This window comes from Enterococcus sp. DIV1368b (genome assembly GCF_050529595.1).
GTDB classification, from domain to species: domain Bacteria; phylum Bacillota; class Bacilli; order Lactobacillales; family Enterococcaceae; genus Enterococcus_B; species Enterococcus_B mundtii.
Map to the genome: position 1 here is coordinate 2327951 of NZ_CP172883.1, position 18011 is coordinate 2345961.

Annotated in this window: 8 protein-coding genes; 3 read left to right on the top strand and 5 right to left on the bottom strand. The window is 38.6% G+C overall.

The window, feature by feature from the left end:
* Entirely contained in the window at window positions 1–987 is a 987-nt protein-coding gene (locus IGJ19_RS10750; RefSeq protein ID WP_430603956.1) for an NAD(P)H-quinone oxidoreductase, read from the top strand.
* Window positions 988–1037: 50 nt separating this feature from the next.
* Here IGJ19_RS10750 and IGJ19_RS10755 read toward each other — a convergent pair whose 3' ends face one another.
* Window positions 1038–2549 carry a flavocytochrome c gene (locus tag IGJ19_RS10755; protein ID WP_074800216.1) on the bottom strand — a complete coding sequence of 504 codons (1512 nt, stop codon included), beginning with the start codon at window positions 2547–2549 and terminating at the stop codon, window positions 1038–1040.
* Window positions 2550–2830: 281 nt separating this feature from the next.
* Between IGJ19_RS10755 and IGJ19_RS10760 the strand changes: the two genes are divergently transcribed.
* Window positions 2831–3673 (top strand): hypothetical protein, encoded by an 843-nt coding sequence (locus tag IGJ19_RS10760; RefSeq protein WP_023520102.1) that lies wholly within the window; start codon window positions 2831–2833, stop codon window positions 3671–3673.
* 576 nt (window positions 3674–4249) lie between these two features.
* Here the strand turns inward: IGJ19_RS10760 and IGJ19_RS10765 are convergent.
* The 4 genes from IGJ19_RS10765 to IGJ19_RS10780 all read right to left on the bottom strand — a co-directional run bounded on the left by IGJ19_RS10765 (window position 4250) and on the right by IGJ19_RS10780 (window position 17070).
* Window positions 4250–13750 (bottom strand): QWxxN domain, encoded by a 9501-nt coding sequence (locus IGJ19_RS10765; RefSeq protein WP_430603959.1) that lies wholly within the window; start codon window positions 13748–13750, stop codon window positions 4250–4252.
* A gap of 823 nt (window positions 13751–14573) precedes the next feature.
* Complete coding sequence (locus tag IGJ19_RS10770) at window positions 14574–15155, bottom strand: GNAT family N-acetyltransferase (RefSeq protein WP_161642032.1); 582 nt, start codon at window positions 15153–15155, stop codon at window positions 14574–14576.
* Window positions 15156–15173: 18 nt separating this feature from the next.
* A complete protein-coding gene (gene murB / locus IGJ19_RS10775; RefSeq protein WP_115358104.1) occupies window positions 15174–16079 on the bottom strand; it encodes a UDP-N-acetylmuramate dehydrogenase in 906 nt (301 codons plus the stop codon).
* 70 nt (window positions 16080–16149) lie between these two features.
* Window positions 16150–17070 carry a Gfo/Idh/MocA family protein gene (locus IGJ19_RS10780; RefSeq protein ID WP_161642034.1) on the bottom strand — a complete coding sequence of 307 codons (921 nt, stop codon included), beginning with the start codon at window positions 17068–17070 and terminating at the stop codon, window positions 16150–16152.
* A 105-nt stretch (window positions 17071–17175) separates the two neighbouring features.
* Here IGJ19_RS10780 and IGJ19_RS10785 point away from each other — a divergent pair, with 105 nt between their 5' ends.
* On the top strand, window positions 17176–17928 hold the full coding sequence (locus IGJ19_RS10785; protein WP_023520106.1) for an exodeoxyribonuclease III: 753 nt from the start codon (window positions 17176–17178) through the stop codon (window positions 17926–17928).
* The last annotated feature ends 83 nt before the right edge of the window (window positions 17929–18011 follow it).

The following is an 18011-nucleotide window of genomic DNA, read 5'->3' on the forward strand; positions in this document are numbered from 1 at the left end:
ATGCGTGGAATCTCTATGAAACATCCCGGTTCAGCAGACGTTTTGACTGAAGTGGATGTCCCTAGACCTATTCCAAAAGCTGGGGAGTTATTGTTAAAAGTCCACACCGCTGCGGTCAATCGTACGGATATCATGCGTCGCGAAAATACTGCACTTCAAGCGCCTTACCCTATCTTAGGTGTAGAGGTTGCTGGTGAAGTCATTGAAAATGCAAGTGACCGTTCTGAGTTTTCAACTGGAACGAGAGTCTATGGTTTAGTGAATTTAGGTGGCTACGCAGAATATGCCGTAATCCCAGCAGATCGAGCAATCCTCTTGCCCGATTCCCTTGACTACGTTTCAGCCGCTGGTATCGCTGAAGTTTTCTTAACTGCCTATCAAACCTTGTATTGGTTAGGAAAACTCCAAAAAAATGAGACTGTCTTGATCCATGCTGGTGCAAGTGGTGTTGGTACTGCAGCGATCCAATTAGCCAAACAGTATTCGCAAGCACGCGTCATCGTTACCGCAGGTTCAGCTGAAAAGTTAGCCTTTTGCCAAGAATTAGGCGCAGATGAAATAATCAACTATAAAACGCAAGATTTCGCAGAGAAAGTAAAAAAGATGACTGAGGGGAATGGCGTTGATGTCATCTTAGATTTCGTCGGTGCCTCTTATTGGGAGAAAAATCTGTCATCGATTGCTGTAGATGGTCGCTGGGTCTTGATCGGCACACTAGGAGGCACAACAGTTGAGTCTCTTGATCTAAGAGTTTTGTTACAAAAAAGAATCCAATTGATCGGTACGCTATTGACACCAAGAAGTGACGAGTACAAAGCAAAACTGACTCAAGAGTTTATGAAAAACATCGATCCTTATTTTGAAACCGGAGCGATCCGTCCAATCATCGATCGAACCTTTCCATTATCAGAAGCAAAAGAAGCCCATGAATATATGGAAGCCAACAAAAACGTTGGAAAAATCATTTTGACAGTCAGCGAATCTTAAAAAGAGAACCTAGGGCATGAGCCTTAGGTTCTTTTTTTATATCATTCCTATTATTGTGCAGAGACAAATTTTGCTGCTTGTTGTCCTGCTTGACGTCCGAAAATAATGATTTCCGCTACAGAGTTTCCGCCGATGCGGTTTTCACCATGTAAGCCACCTGTGACTTCACCTGCTGCGTAAAGGCCAGTGATCGGTTGTCCGTCTTTATCCACAACTTCTGTGTTTGTATTGATTTTGATTCCACCCATCGTATAGTGGATACCAGGTGCGATTTTGATCGCATAGTAGTTTGGTTTAGACAGATCATGTTCCATGGCTGTCGTACGACCAAATGCTGTATCGTCTTGATTGGCAACTTCTTCGTTCCAAGTCGTAACAGTTTGTGCTAATGTTTCTGCTGGTAAGTTGATTTTCTCTGCCAATTCTTCAATTGTCTCACCTTCAGTCACATAACCTTTTTCATCATAAAACTCAATGGCTGTTGCGCGATCGCGTACCCCTTGGTCAAATATCAAATAAGCAGATTTTTCTGGCAATGCAGTGATTGCAGCTGATACTTTGTCTCGTGTATTCATTTCGTTGACGAAACGCTCGCCATCTTGATCGACTAAGATCGCTCCTTCACCACGTACCACTTCCCCGATCAAGAATCCTTCGTCTTGTTGAACCGTTGGATGGATCTGGATCTTATCCATATCGACCGTTTGACCGCCTAATTTTTCAATCATCTTGATCCCATCGCCTGTTGATCCCACTTGATTCGTCGTTACATATCCTTCCAGATCTGGACGGTAAGTTTGGATGTATTCCTCACTCGCACCGAATCCACCAGTTGTAACAACTACAGCCTTACCAGTGATTTCTTTTGGTTCTTCCCCTTGCACTTGAACTGTTACTTGGTTGACTGTATCTCCCGTTTTTTGGATATCTGTCACTTCAGTATTTACAAAAATCGGGATTTGGCGTTCGTGGACATTTCGTAATAACCCATCGACTAAATAACCACCAATCGCAGAACCATCAGAAGGGCGATGTGTTCGTCTTTCGCTCATTCCACCAGTGATCGTCAAGTTATCTAATTTAATGCCATTTTCATCTAACCACTCGATTGCAGCAGCCGAATGATCGACAAAATAGCGTAACATTTCTTTATCATTTGTGCCATTCGCCCCTGCTAATGTTTCTTCATAAAAGGCGTCGTTCGAATCAGTGATACCTTCTTCTTCTTGGAATTTTGTTTCAGATGCGTTCATTCCACTTGAAGATTTTAATGTATTTCCACCAGCAACTGGCATTTTTTCAAAAATGACTGGATTCAAGCCTGCATCTTTTGCTTCGATTGCAGCTGCCATACCAGCTCCTCCTCCACCGACGATGATCAAATCATATTCTTCTTTCATCTCAGCTGGATTTGTGTAAGTTTGAGCAGATGCTCCGGATGATACTTCTGTTGATTCTTTTGTGGAAGAGCTACTGGATGCAGATTCTTTTTCATCAGGCGTACAGGCACCTAAGGCAAAAATTGCTGTAACTGTCAGTAACCCTTTAATTGTTTTCTTCATAGTTGTCCTCCTAAAATTTAACACTTACCCCATCATAAGTGATAGCATTCACAAATTCAACCAACAATTTATATTTTCCGTACTACTGTTATCTTTCTCTTTTATAAATAACCATTAATATTCCAAAATTTTCAAGTTTTCGTTAGTAACTATCGAAAAACAGTCGAGTTTCTTGAATAAATAGTCAGGCAAAAAAAATTTGTTTTTTTGATCCAAACAGAAGATTTGGGCTTTTTTCATTAGACAAGTATAATCGATATGAAACACGAAGGAGTTCATTTATGAAATTTATTAAACATTTTTTTTCAAAAGGGAGTAAGTCCGCCGGGAAGGTCACTCATGCGATTTACATCATTTTACGTATCATTGTGGTGGTCATGCTCGTCGACCAATTGATCGACCGGAACATGGGGAATATCATGCTCTTATTATTAACTTTATTATTGTTTGAAATCCCCTATTTACTAGAAAAATTACTAAAGATCCAAATCCCTAACACACTGGAAATCATCATCTTATCCTTTATTTTCAGTGCCACTGTCTTGGGTGAATTAAGTGACTTTTATGGCTACTTTTCATTATGGGACACAGCGTTACACGCACTAAGCGGCTTCCTAGCAGGTGGTGTTGGCTTTTCTCTTGTCTACCTCTTGAACAAAAACACGAAAACAATGAATCTGACGCCATTACTAGTTGCACTAGTGTCATTTTGTTTTTCCATGACTGTCGGTGTGTTTTGGGAATTTATTGAATTCTCTGCAGATCAAGTCTTACAGATGGATATGCAAAAAGACAATTATGTTGATCAGATCAACAGTGTCAAATTAAGCGAGGATGGCAACACCGTATATAAGATCAAAGATATCCAACAAACAACTGTCACATATAAAGATGAGCATGGCAAAACCAAAGAGTATGTCATGGCAGATGGGTACTTGGACATCGGGATCTTAGATACGATGAAAGATTTATTCGTCAATTTTATCGGAGCCCTTGTCTTCAGCGTTTTCGGTTATCTTTATACACGAAACGATTATCGGAAATTTACGTTCATCCGGAACTTCATTCCTAGAAAAAAAGGTGTGACCACACGGATGGATACTGCTGGAAACAAAAAAGAGTAGCTGGAGAAAAAGTAAAATTGGTTTTTGTTTTTGATCTCAAGCCCAAATAAGCGGCTGGACCATAAAGTGATAATATCCAGAAATAAGGTGAAATCCGCAGAAATTCTAAGAGTAATTTTTGTGGATTCCACCTTATTTTTCAAGACCAAACACTTCTGACCCACCCTTTTTTATTGTGTAGGATAAATAGCCATGATCTTTTGAAGATCTGTTTTTTCTGTCTGTTGTAAACCAATCACAAAAACAATGATTGACACATTTATCTAATGAATGGCCTAAATCATTCGAACGATTAGGATAAATTGCTAAGCTTGGCAGAAATACCTGCTTGGAATCCTACTAAGATATTTTACGCTCGAAATGGACAAGTAATGAACATGAGGTTCTTTTCCGTGCAAAATTTTTTTAGTATTTCAGCAAAACGCCTTGCACTTTTTTTGAAAAAACATTAGATAAGCATTTTTTTAATTCGCTTGATACATTGTTAAGTAGACATTGTTTATTTAGCTCTCCTGCCGATTAAAAATGGCCAGACTCTCCTTCTATCCATTTTTTTCCTACTACGCAAATTACTTGTTAAAGTTGTAAAACTAATTTTGGCTGATGTTTCTTTTCTTGTCGATTGCTCCTCTCTGAATTGACCTTGACACTTTTTTCTGTACTAGTGACAACAAGATTTAGGAAACTTCGCTTCATCGACGGGGTGACTGATTCCATGCCTGTTCGTTCATTTGGAACAGTCTGATGTTTCATTTCCTGTTGATTGCTCCTCTCTGAATTGACCATGGTACTTTTTTCTGCACTACTGACAACAAGATTTAGGAAACTTCGCTTCATTGATGGGGGGGCTGATTCCATACCTGTCCGCTCATTTGAAACCGATTGCTTTACACGATTAGGCTCTTCTATAGTAGATTCAATACTTGAGAGAGCTCTCTTTGATTGCTCTTTCGTAAACAAGTCTGATTGATCTATCTCTCTTTTCTTTCTAAGGTTTGTTAATTGATGATCGCTTACTTTAGCTGTTACATTCGTTTGACTAGGAATGGTGCTGGCGTGTTCTTGGATCAACGTCTGATTCAATTGGATATATTTGTCAAAGTAGCTATGATCTTGTACATATTCCAGTGCTAAAAACGTCGATAACAAACCGTTACCTAATGTCACATCATCGAGGCCTCTAGCAACACGAACTACACCATCGAAGTCTCTTCCCTCCGCTGCGTCTCTTAGGATCATTGCAACCATATCGGCATCCGATATTTGGACATTCACACGTAATACATTATTTTTTTTTAGCTCATTCCACACTGTCTCTTTCGTTAATCCAGGTTTATTTTGAAATTCAGCGATTTCTTCCACAAGACTGGTGAAACCTTCTGAGTTCAAAATACTCTCAAAATTATTCACATATTCATCCACCATCATTTTTCCAGTTTTTACCACACCTAGCTTCGTTGTTGCATATGCCATGAGATCTACTGTTCCTGAACTAAGATGACTCGTCTCATGAAGTAATGCTCTCACCTTGTTTACTCCTATTTCTTTTCCTTTCGCAAGACTCGGATCTAAGTGAAAAGCATCTGCGAAAATGACCATTCGACATTCTGGATCATAAGGAAACACCTCAGCCTTCGTTTCTATATATTCCTTATATAATGTACGAAATTCTTGTGAGTCCCCTTGGCGAACTAAATCAGAGGAGACGACCAAAATATTTTCATAATCCCAATCCGCTGTTTGCTGGAGGAATTGTCTTCCTTTTTGTACGACAGAGATCAATCGATTCAAACTTTCCAATAAGATTGGCTCTTGATTGGGTACGCTCTCCAGCTGAAAAAATTTCACCAGATAAGTTCCTATTTTCGACTCTGCGATTCTATCTTTTGTCAATGCTTCCGCAAACACTTCGATTGCTTTATCATAATAATCGATTGATTTATCAAAGTCTCTACGCAAGTCAATCAAAAATTTCTGAAGAAACTCAGGACTCTTACTCGCGTCAAGACCGGGATATATTCGAACGCCAATTGCCGGTTCCTTTGGCAATTCTTCAATAATCGTTTTCATAATAAGGTCTTTATTCCATTTTTGATTGTTGTAAACAACTGGTTTCGGCTCAGGAATAAAAGTAGAGATGGGATTTAGAATATTATCATTGATACGATCGATTTTCTTTTTTGTATCTGGCTTCTTATACTTAGTTTCCGCAGGTATAGTATTTCTCAATTCGTTCCAGTATTGACCTTTCTCCGGTGACTTTGGCATTTTTTTTAACGGTGGAAGTTTTTGATTGCCAAATTTTGGAAAGGTGAATTTCCCACTTCTACTTTTTAATAGATTGTCCGAAATCACCTTCTCTTCAATTGTTTCTAGCCGAAATCTTCCTGTATCCGGCGTATAAGACAAAACTGTCTTCCACTGGTTGACATCTTTTTTCAATAAGTAATACCTATTCTCTCCTTGAGGCATTAATATCAAGGGAATGTAATGATCATTAATTTTGATGTAAGATTCCCCCCACTGATTCCATCTCAGCCCTTTTTCATCTGGAGCAGAAATGAAACTTGGATCCTTTATTGAATCAAATTCATCGATTTTTTTCATCACATCCTCTGCCAATTCTTTCGGAATGGAGGGAGAAGTCGCTTCCTCAAAATACCATTTTTTCCCCTTGCAGTTCACAGGATAGATATTCTCTCCATCGATCACATCATACCGTACTTTGTGATTTTTAACTGGTCGAACCCTTACAGGAACGGTCTGCCCATTCATATCAATGAAATACTTAGTTTCTTGTCCACGACCTGGGATCGTCAATACTGTGCCACTACCATACGCACTAGGATTTAAATTTGTTGCTTCTACAAAAACCTGGTCTGGATTAATGTCTTTCGATAAACGGGTAATCAGTGCTTTTTGTTCCTGCGTAAATGACACAGGACCCGAAATCACTTCCAATTGATTCCCTCTCAAATTAAACGCATTTCCGTAGACATCCCCCGTTGTTAGATCCGTCACAATCATATATATATCATCTTTCATGTGTTTTACAGGAACTTCTAAACCAGCCTCTGGCAAACGAGCGATGCTCACGTCTTTAGGAAACACGGGAGGTTGTGTATTCAAATTTGATGCTTTTTCTAGCATTTTTTTTACGTCACTTGCAACCCAAATTTCATTTTTCAGTGCCACTAACTCTTTGAGAATAAATTTTCCGCCATCACTTATTAGTTCAACTCCTGGATCAATGTATCGTATTAGATGAACGAGCAGCAAATTGGATTCAGAAAAATTTGGAATAAACTGTCCACCTAGACGAATCGCCTGTCTAATCCCTCCGGTCGCAATTGCTTTTGCCATCCCTAAAGCAAATTTCATGTTAAGAGAAGTGACTTGTCCTAAGAAAGGAATCAACAGAAGGGCATCAAGCACGCAAGAAGGAACTGCCACGGAAGCATCTTGATTGCCAATCCCTATCACACAATCGTAAAACGGGATAATCGACTGAAGCACCTCCAACACCTGATCACTGATGGTACGATCATTTCCTGATTGATACAAATTTTGGTATAGATTATCCCGATGTTTACTAGCTAATCCCTCAATGAAAGAGTGTGTTTCTTTCCCCTGAGATAGTCTTTTATCACGATTTATAAATTTATAAAACAAAAATTCACGGTTTCCAATCTGAACGCCGTTTTCTATCTCTTTGTAACCTCCACGCAAATGCTCTTTCTGGTTAAACAACCCGTTTATGAGGTATAACATAGGCTTGTTATCTACTCGATAGAATACATAACCTCCAGATTCATCTAATTTCTTCAATCCATAGCAACGTTCTTCATTTCCTTTCACTGCCACAAACAGATCAGTGTTCTCTAATTCAAGTTCAATGATCAAGTCAGGTGGAAGACGATATCCATTGGGGATCGTTGAAACCTCCATGACATGTTTTAATTTGGCAGTTGCCTCATAGATCTGCGTTTCGGGCGAGAACATAAACTCTTGCTCTTTCTCGTTAAACTTTAACAGAGCAAACTCTATCAGTTTTTGATCGAATGGATAATAGGCGTCTGACACGGCTTTCGTCAATCGCGTATACCACTCTTCTAGATTCGGGGGCGTATAGTTACGGCATGCAGTAAGTGCTCCAGAGAGATAGTCTTGTTCTATCGCATAAGAAGTAAATAATCTTGCTCGATCTTTGTCATATTGAGCGCATAACTGTGCTACTTCTTTGGCTAAAACCTGTTTTCGACGCCAATTGATTGCTTCTTTTTGATATGTGCCATAAGCTTCATAAAGTGATTCCAAACTTTCTCTAAGAATAAAATAACTGTTTTTCCAATAGTTCAAGAAAGTGTTCACAGCAACTTCTTGATAATTTCCTTCTTCCAAGGCTTTAAGTAAAAGACCTGGATTTAACTGGGCAACAGCTAACATAGCGGGCGTGACAATATAACGCAATTCATCCAACCTTTTCACACCAGTTTTACTGATTTTTTCCCAATATAGACTACCAAATTTTTGAATTTCTTCTTGGGTGAACGATGTGCGAATTCCTGCATCTTCTAATAACCTCGTTCCTGTGAGCTGCATCAAGGAATTATAATTAGAGATAGGGGTCTCATCGGGTAACATACTGACATCCAGTAAATAATTAGGTAACACTTCTTTGAGAAACAGTACCCATAATTTTTTAACAACTGTGAGTTTGTCTTCAGGGATTTCCAAAACCTTAGTCTCTGCATTCAATTCGTCAATTTCAAATAACTTTCTGAGACTACCAATAGTAAATTGGGATGGATCGGGTGAATCGAGGATTTTCTTGAGCATGTATACCTCAACCGAGCTACCTAGTACATTTTCAAACACCCAATTCATAATGGTCGATCGCGCGGCTCTATCCGAAATTTTTTCTCCTTGTCCACCGCCGTAAAGTTTTAATTGGTTTAAAATCACTTTAGAGAATTTTTGTAGTTTGTCATAACTGAGAACCATCCCTGTTCCTTCTTGTGTAAACCATGTTCCCATTGCAACGAGGATGTTAGCTTGGGTTGCTTCCCCTTTTAATACCCCTTCTTGACGGAAAAACTGTGCTACTTGGGCCTTCAAATTAGGATCACGCCAATTGGGTGCTACATAATTTGGCCTTTGGTTCTCATTCATGTTGGAAGATTGCGTACTCGTTACTATTTTGGGTGTTGTTGTTGCGGGTGTTACTGATTTTGTGGAGGTTTTCTCCTCTTTTGATGGTTCAGCAGGCGTTATAGGGAGGCCACTAGCCATATCATATAACCAGTTTTTAAAGGTCACTTCTGCCTTTTCATCTGCAATCTCTGCACCAGCATTTTTTCCAAGAATAAGATTTGCCAACATTTTCACATTAGTGCTATTGATTTTCACTTCATCGTTCACTTTTATCGTTGCCCATTCTGCTGTTTTTAAAATTAGCTCATTCGGCTTAGTGATGTCCACCTTGATATCTCTCGCAGCTAAAAAATAAACGATTTTTTTCTGTATGTTCTCTTTTTGTTGCTCTGTCAGTTCAAGTATGCTCTCCTTCTGGTCTTCGATAGCAATATCTGTGATAAGAACTGCATTATTTTCACGAGTAAACGCGTCAATCTTTTCTTGCTGCACAACAGTTGTTTCAATTTCACTGATGTCGATAGCATCCCATTCCCTGCTCTCTTTATAGGTATAGTCGATTTGTACATTATTATTCTCCCATTGAAGTATAATATAGCGAGCGTCTTTTGCTGTTACCTCTTCTTCACTGCTCCCATATTCCGCTTGTATGATCCTTGCTATTTGTATTTCTCTTTCGATAATCGCTTCGTACGTAGGTCCTTCAAGAAGCCACACTTGTAATTGTCGAACTAATTCACTTGTAGTAGGATGTTTAAAAGAAATCCCACGATCCCGCAAAAATTTTTTAACAACTTCATTCACCGCAGGCGTTTTTCCTCGTTGATCGAAAATCAACTGATGATGATAGAACTTACTGATTGGCTGCGCTTTAGAAATAGTTGGCGAGCGATCATTGATGAAATCACTAAAAAGTTGCTTACTTTCTTTATTTTGTAAATTTAATCGTACGACGTTCTGATTTTCTATTTTCCCTAATTGATAATGAATCGTCTCAGGACTCACTTCCTTGAAAGTATATCCTTCCAATAAAGTATTACTCTTCCATTGATTAAAAATCTCCTGTGTTTTTATAGCGGACCAAAATTCCCCAAATCGAATGTCCGTTAGTCCATATGTTTTTGCGATAAAATATGCTAAGAACTGTTCTCTTTCAGAGGTATCATTGCTTTCACTTGTTCCCCCTTTTTCAATCCATTGAAATTGTGCTTTTTCTAACTCATTGCTCGTGGTGTCTTTGATCTCGATTCCTGCTTTAGAAAAAAACTCCTTCAATTTTTGATTCACCATGTTTGTTTCATCTCGTCTTAAAAAAAGGCCAAAATGAAAATAGAGAATTGGTAACGGTTCGGAATAATGTGTCACAGGAGATACATTCTTGACAATATCGAAAACGATTGTATGCACTAATGCTAAATCAGAATCTTCCATAGTGGACGGTATCACTTTCATCTCACTGGTTTCTGTCACTTTTCCCTTCTCTACTGGTAGCTTTAGCTCAATAAATTGGTAATTACTTAACATATTGTTGGTTTTCCATTGGAAATAAATATTTGTTTCCTCGACAGCAGTTAGATTTTGTCTCACCATTCCGTACCCCGCAAGAATGTTCGGAACAAGTTGTTTTTGCCTTTCTAAAATCTTTGAATCTACCTGCCCATCATTTATCCATTCATGTGCGGCTAGAACGATTCCCTGTGGTGATCGATCATCATTAAAAAACTGTTGACTATAGAGAAATTTCTGCACGAATTGATTGGCGTTCTTTGTTTTTTCCCGATCTTGAAACAGTTCATAGTCGTACCATAAGGGGATAAGCGGTTCTTCTATAGAAATGGGTAAAGGCAATTTCTTCATATAAGCGACATGCATGTTGTTCACCGTTGTCACGATATCCACAGGGAGTGAGCCATAGGTATTCGGCCGAACAGAAGTGATTATTCCAATTAGATCATTGTTTAAGATGTCTACTTCCTCATGTCCCTTGGCTGGAAAAAAATTGTAGTCTCTAAAAATATTATTATTTCGCCATTGCAATATGATAGCAATCGCACGAGTATCCGCTATCGTTTGACCTGTTAGTCCCGAAGAATTAAGGATGATTTCAGCAACCTGTTTGTTTCTACTTAATTCAACCTCTTTTCCGTCTCTTCTTAGAAACTCTTGTGTGGCAAGAATCAACTGAAGGGGAGATAAATTCTCACAGGGGACTTTTTGTTCACATAGAAATTTTTTGATTGCATCATTGACATTTTGCGTTAGATTGATCTTATTGAACATCTCCTGTTCATACCACATAGGTGCTAATTTCTCAGAAGTTGGTACAGGAGAAGGTTTCCCCTCTAAAAATGCAACAATTATACTATTAATTTTATTCAACCGTTCGCCAAAAGCTTTTTCATCAACTTCCAAATTTTCTTTTGTCGTAGATGCTCCCTTTTTCTTTTGGCGCTTAGCATCGTTCATTTGAGGGAGAATTGCGCCATCTCCTTTTTTTGATATTCTCGTAGGTGTAGTTGACATGGATTGACTAGTATTGAATATTGGTATTACCGTATATGCTTTTTCTAAAGATTTAAATTGATAATTTTTAAAAAGATTATTATTTCGCCATTGCATCAAAATGCTAGCTACCGTCTCATCGGTCAATTTGCGAGGAGGTAATCCTGAAACACGCAGAATAATCTCTGCAACTTGTTTTCTTTTACTTCTCTCCGTTTCCACATCATCTACTCTTTCCCAATGTTGTATTTCAAGAAGCAATTCTTGCCCAGACATAGTTGAACACCGTCGTTTTTTTTGACAGATAAAAACATTCACTGAATCGTTCACTTTGTCAATTGCATCTCGCCTTTCAAAAAGCGCACGATCATACCACAAAGGTGGTAAATTTTCTGGTATCTGCCCCTTCAACATCCCATCAAGCATTTGACCATACATATATTTCGTAAAAACCATTTGTAATTTTATTCGTGTCTCTAGAGGTATTTCTTCGGTTGATTGTAATTGTGGATCAAGCATTACTGGTGGTAACGAAGTAGTTGTTTTTAGTGGAAGGTTCGTGGCTTCATGATTGTCTTCTTCTTTTGCAGTTGATTTTGGCGGCAATGCAAACGTGTAATCTTTAAAAATATTATTGTTTCTCCATTGAATAATAATCTCTTCGCCTCTTTTGTCGGATAACCCTTGACTGGACAATCCCAGAGTCTTCAAAATCAATTGTGCAACTTGTAGTTTTCTAGCTAATTTATTGTTTTCTCCCGCTTTCCTTATCCAGTTCTTTACTGCATTAAATAATTGAAGTGTAGACAGCCCTTCACAAGGGATACTTTGCTCACATAAGAATTTCGTCAGCGCTTGATTAACTTTTGCTATTTCGCCTCGCTTTTCATAGACCTCATAATCATACCAAAACGGTTCAAGTTGGCTAGCTGTAGATTCTGGTGAGGGTGAATTATCAAGGTAAGCCATAATGATATAATTTAATTTCATTAATGTCTCCCTAGACAATACTTGATAAGACTTCATCTCTGGATCGTTAGAAACAGAATGATCGCTTTGCATTTGTCGATCAGTAGGAATGGGTTTAGCTTCGGCTGCTAAAAATTGAAGTCCTACCGTTTTCTGGACAAATCTATCTATCCTTCCTAAAAAGTCACTTGCCAACTGATGTATCTGTGTCAAAACACGCCTTTCTTCCGATTTCAATGCTGGTTGTGTTTCTGATTTTAGGTTTGATATTTTTTCCTGATAGCTATTTTCTGGTTTTTTCTGATTTACTTTCTTTATGAAAGTCTTATGTGAAAGGACATTATCATTGGGATGAGTTTTCATTGAAAGGTTCATATTCTTTTGTGTTTGAGGCTCATCTGGACCATGTTTCCCATAGTCCACAGAAAAAGTACGCAACAACAAGTCAAGAAAATGTGACATCACCGATCCACCATTTGCTCCTGCCTGTTCTTTCGTATAGTTCGTATGTTCGTATTCAAGGAAAAACTGAGAAAACGTCTCGCTTAATCCATCCCAAAAATGGTCTGTTTCATTGCTCATTTTATCTGTTGATTGACTTTTTTTGTCAGTTGTATTCCCATGTTGGCTCTGCTTATTTTCTAAGGAGGATTGAAAGATCTCTCTTAACTTTTCAAGCTTTTCATTTGCTTTAAATTGATTGGCCTCAGGAGTGGAGTTATTTGTCATGCGATGAAAAGAAAAATGTCGGTGTTGACTTCTTTGCCTTGGTCTTTCTCCATTCTCTTTCTTTGCTTTTGCGACGGCTACTTTACAAACCGTTCTTAACTGTGTTTGTTCAATCTCTTCTCCCCAGAAAATCCATTTTTTCATTTGCGTGGCTCTTTTCGTGAGCGTACAATTCATCAGTTCTTCGATATCATGAGCGATTTTGTGAATAGAAAGGCTGAATTCATGAGCCACTTCCGCAATATCGGCTTTTAGTTCTAAATTTTGGTGCGGATATAAAGGGAGGGTTTGAGTAGAAGAATTATTTGTAGTATTGACGGTCGGTTCTATCTGTGGATCAGCTAGGAAACTGGGGGGGATATTCTCTATCAAGGGTACTTGGCTTCGGTGGTGGATTAGGTTAGGATTGACGGTAGAACTTGAGTGAAAGGAATGGATCCTTGTCTGATTACCTTCACTTCTCAGATCAATACGGGTGTCTGCTTCGAAAGCTGTAGTAGGAGAACTTCTTTGATTGAGACGATCAACTGGTGGAACGATCGCACCCAAGGTCATCCATGTATACAACCATCCTACTGGGTGTCGGATTCCTTGCTCTGTTAAGGTATGTCCAGAATTTGATGCGATAAAATTTAAAACTTGTTGCGCGTGTTTTTCATTCATTTCATCATTGCGTTTGTTGTTGAACAGACCGCTTTCTCTTCTAAAATCATCTTGTGGCATTTTGATCACTCCTTCGCTAAAATGAGATAGCTAGCTAACTATGTAAACGTGGTTGAGATAGAAATGTTCAACACCTAGAAATAAGCGACAAAAACAGATAATAATTCCCTATTTTTAGCTCCTTGTGGTCAATCAATTTTGCTTATAGAATAGTATGTTTATCAACTTTAGGTGTTGCGAAATGACTACTACTACAGCCCCGATTATTTTAGGTCATAACAAACGAAAACAATGGGTTTATCTTTTTCTATTATTCGTGACACATTCTGACTGATTACCGATTTCCCCACTATGAAACACGTATCTGATTACTAAATAGGTCAAATAAATCTAAGTATTACAAGTTTTTTATCGGTTTATTTTCAAATTTTCAAGATAGATTTGACAACTCAACTTTCATTTCTTCTAGAAGTAAAAAATAAATATGGGTGATTCAACTATCTCGGATATCTAATTGACTCTTATTACTAAATCATCTGGACGTTTTGTTGTTTTTTCTATTGACCTGATTATACACACAAACCTATTTCTAAGTTGACCTATTATTTCTTGATATTTAAATAACATTGGTATATGAACTAATAACTTTAATATCTTAGTGAAGGTTTTCCCGCTTAGCAATCAACCTAATAATTCTCTAACATTGAAGCAATTGAAGCATTTGGAACAAATATGAAATTCCTTTTTATTTCTATCCTTAAAATCGTGTATACGGTATTCGCAAGCTAGCTGCGTCAGAAATAAGCGGTGAAACCCAAAAATTTGAAGAACAAATTTCGGGTTTCACCGCCTATTTCTCGGAGCTGAATACTTCTGTCACCACCTATTTTTTAGGTGCTTTTTTTATTTTCGATGATAAAATATCCATCACTATTTCATAATCAGGATTTTCACTACCATCAAATTTATCAGGGATGAGCGTGAAACCTAAACTTTGATAAAGTTTGATCGCTGGGTGACTCCATGTCTGTGTGTGTAAATAGATTGGGCTTTGTGTCGTTATTTGCTGAAAACAACGGAGCACTTCGATCGTCAAACTTCTGGCGATTCCTTTTCCTTGATGTTCTGGCTTGACCGCTAACCAATGAAAAAGCGGATATTCTTTCTCACGAAGCTTCCACCAAGCAGTGCAGGTGGCAATGCGTTCACCTTGTTCGTTGACCACAAAATACATACGCTTTGCCAGCTCTTCTGGAAAAGGGGCAAAAGCTTGGTCAAAGTAAGCCAATGCCTGCTCCACGGTGTCAAATTCACCGACTGCTGTTTCAATGATTGCCCAATCCTCCTCTGCTCCTGGTTGATACTTTTCAAAGCGATACTGCTGATTCAAGGGATAAGAAGGCAATTCTTCATTGAGTGGGCGTGTCATCCAAATCTCTGCATAGGGCAATTGCTTATCCAACATCACGCCACCTACTTTCTTTTAGGTTCTTTTTTCACCAATGATCCGTACTTCCGTCTCTAATGTAACATCAAACTTCTCTTTGATTACCTCTTGGATATGGGCAATCAACTCTGTATAATCAGTTGCTGTTGCATGGTCGATATTGACGATAAAGCCGGCATGTTTTTCCGAAATCTGTGCGCCGCCCCATTTCAAGCCTTGTAACCCTGCTTCTTGGATCAGTTGTCCTGTGAAGTGTCCTTCAGGTCGTTTGAAGACACTACCGCATGAAGGGTATTCCAATGGTTGTTTTGCTTCACGCAATTCCGTCAATTCGTCCATCCGACCTTTGATCATCTCATGATCACCAGGTGTTAATTGGAAACGAGCTTCTAAGACGATAGCATCCATCTTCTGTAATTCACTATGGCGATAAGAAAAGGCCATTTCTTCATTTGACAGGGTTTGGATCGTCCCATCACTTAATAATAAGTCGACTTCTGCAAACACGTCTTTGATCTCCCCACCGTAAGCTCCTGCATTCATGTAGACTGCACCGCCGATACTTCCAGGAATCCCACAGGCAAATTCGAATCCTGTCAAAGATTCTGCCAAGGCTGCATACGTCGTATCGATCAGTTTTGCACCTGCTTCTGCAATCACCATCGTGCCTTCAACGCTGATTTGGTTCATCTCTGTCAACATGATGACCACGCCGCGAATCCCACCATCTTGGACGATCAAGTTACTTGCATTTCCTAGTACCAACCATGGCACTTGGTTTTCTCGACAATAATCAACTAACTGTTTGACTTCTGATTTGGTTTTGGGAAAAGCTAAAACATCTACCGGTCCACCGGTTTTGGTAAATGTATAATGACTTAACGGTTCATCAAGCAACAGATTCAACTCTGGATTTTTTTTAACGATATCTTCTTTATTCACTGAGGACTTTCCTTTCTTTTCAAACGTCCCCATCATTCTATCACGCTTAAAACAATCTTGCCAGTTTTGCTCAAAGCTGATGACGGTAAATATTATTCAACATTTCCTCACAAAGCGCATGGCTGTCGTATACTCCAGCTTGTTTCAACTTTTCTTTGTTAGGTGTTGTTTCTTGAACCTCTTCAAAAAATCGTTCCACCATCGGCACAAAACCACGCTTGCTCAATGTTGTTTCCCAATCACCAAATTTCTTTATTTCCACCGTATCTGGTTTACGGATGACTAATTCTGTCAGATCACTCAATTCATAGGTTCCTTGTTTGCTCGTCACTTGATAGGTTTCAGTATTCGCACCACTTCCAAGATCCATCGTCACGATTGCCATTTGGTTCGCAGTTTCAATTTGCAACATCGCTACTTCCATAAGACCTTCCTTTTCTCGGATATGAGAAGTTGTTTTGATCACTGGTTCCTCTAATAAATAAACAGCCGTGTCCACCAGATGCAAGAACAGATCGTAAATGACAAAAGCAGTTGTTTCTTTTGCCGCAATGCGATTTTTTTGTAACTGGATCAACCGTTTTTCTGGAATCGCTTTTAATTCTTCGACCATTGGGGCGAATCGTCGGTTGAAGCCCACCATTAAAATCACTTGATGTTGTTCTGCCAATTCTTGTAACTCTTGGATTTCTTTTAGGTCGACACTTAAAGGCTTGTCGATATAAACATGGATATTATGTTCCAAACATTTTTTAGCTAATTGAAAATGAACGCTTGTTGCCGCATGGATCATACATGCTTCGATTTCCTCTTCAATTAAGTCATCCAGCGACTCATACAAATGAGCAAATCCATAGGTTTTCTTCAGACGATCTTTCGTTACCTGATTACGTGTCGCAAAATAAAAATCAACCATTCCTTGTTTCTCTGCATATGTGGGTAAATATGCTTTTTCGGCAATATTACCTACTCCTACTACGCCAATTTTCATGGTTTCCCTCCTGCTATCTGTTATTACTCTTATCTTACACTATTTTTAATAAAAATGAGGTACAATATAATCGCACAGACTTGATAGAAAAAGGAGCGTGTTTTTTTGAAACTGATTTCGTGGAATGTCAATGGTTTAAGAGCCATCGTCAATAAAAATTTTCTAGAAACATTTAAGGAATTTGATGCAGATTTCTTCTGTCTTCAAGAAACAAAGCTACAAGAAGGTCAAATCGACTTGGATTTACCAGGTTACCATCAATATTGGAATTATGCGGTCAAAAAAGGCTATTCAGGTACAGCGATCTTCGCCAAAGAACCTGCATTGAACGTTTCTTATGGAATGGGCATTGATGTCCATGATCAAGAAGGTCGTTTGATAACGTTAGAATATCCTGAATTTTACTTAGTCACTTGCTATACACCAAATTCACAAAATGAATTGAAACGCCTCGATTACCGTTTAGAATGGGAATCTGCTTTTTATGATTATTTAGAAGAGTTGAAAAAACAAAAACCGGTGATCGTTTGTGGGGATCTAAATGTCGCCCATGAAAACATCGATTTGAAGAATTGGAAAACGAATCAAAAAAGTGCCGGTTTCTCAATCGAAGAACGAAACGCATTGTCTCATTTACTTGATAATGGTTTTGTAGATACTTTCCGTTACTTCTATCCAGAGTTAGAAGGCGTCTATTCTTGGTGGAGTTATCGTTTCAATGCTCGAAAAAACAATGCAGGTTGGCGTATCGATTATTTCTTGACGAGTGAAGATTTGACACCTCGTTTGGTTGATGCAAAAATCCATACATCGATTCTAGGTAGTGACCACTGCCCTGTCGAATTAATTATCGAATAGCAAGGATAGCAACGGAAGAAATTGGGTTGTCCCGATTTTCTTCCCTTGATCCTTCACTGACACCATATTTACTTGATACATAG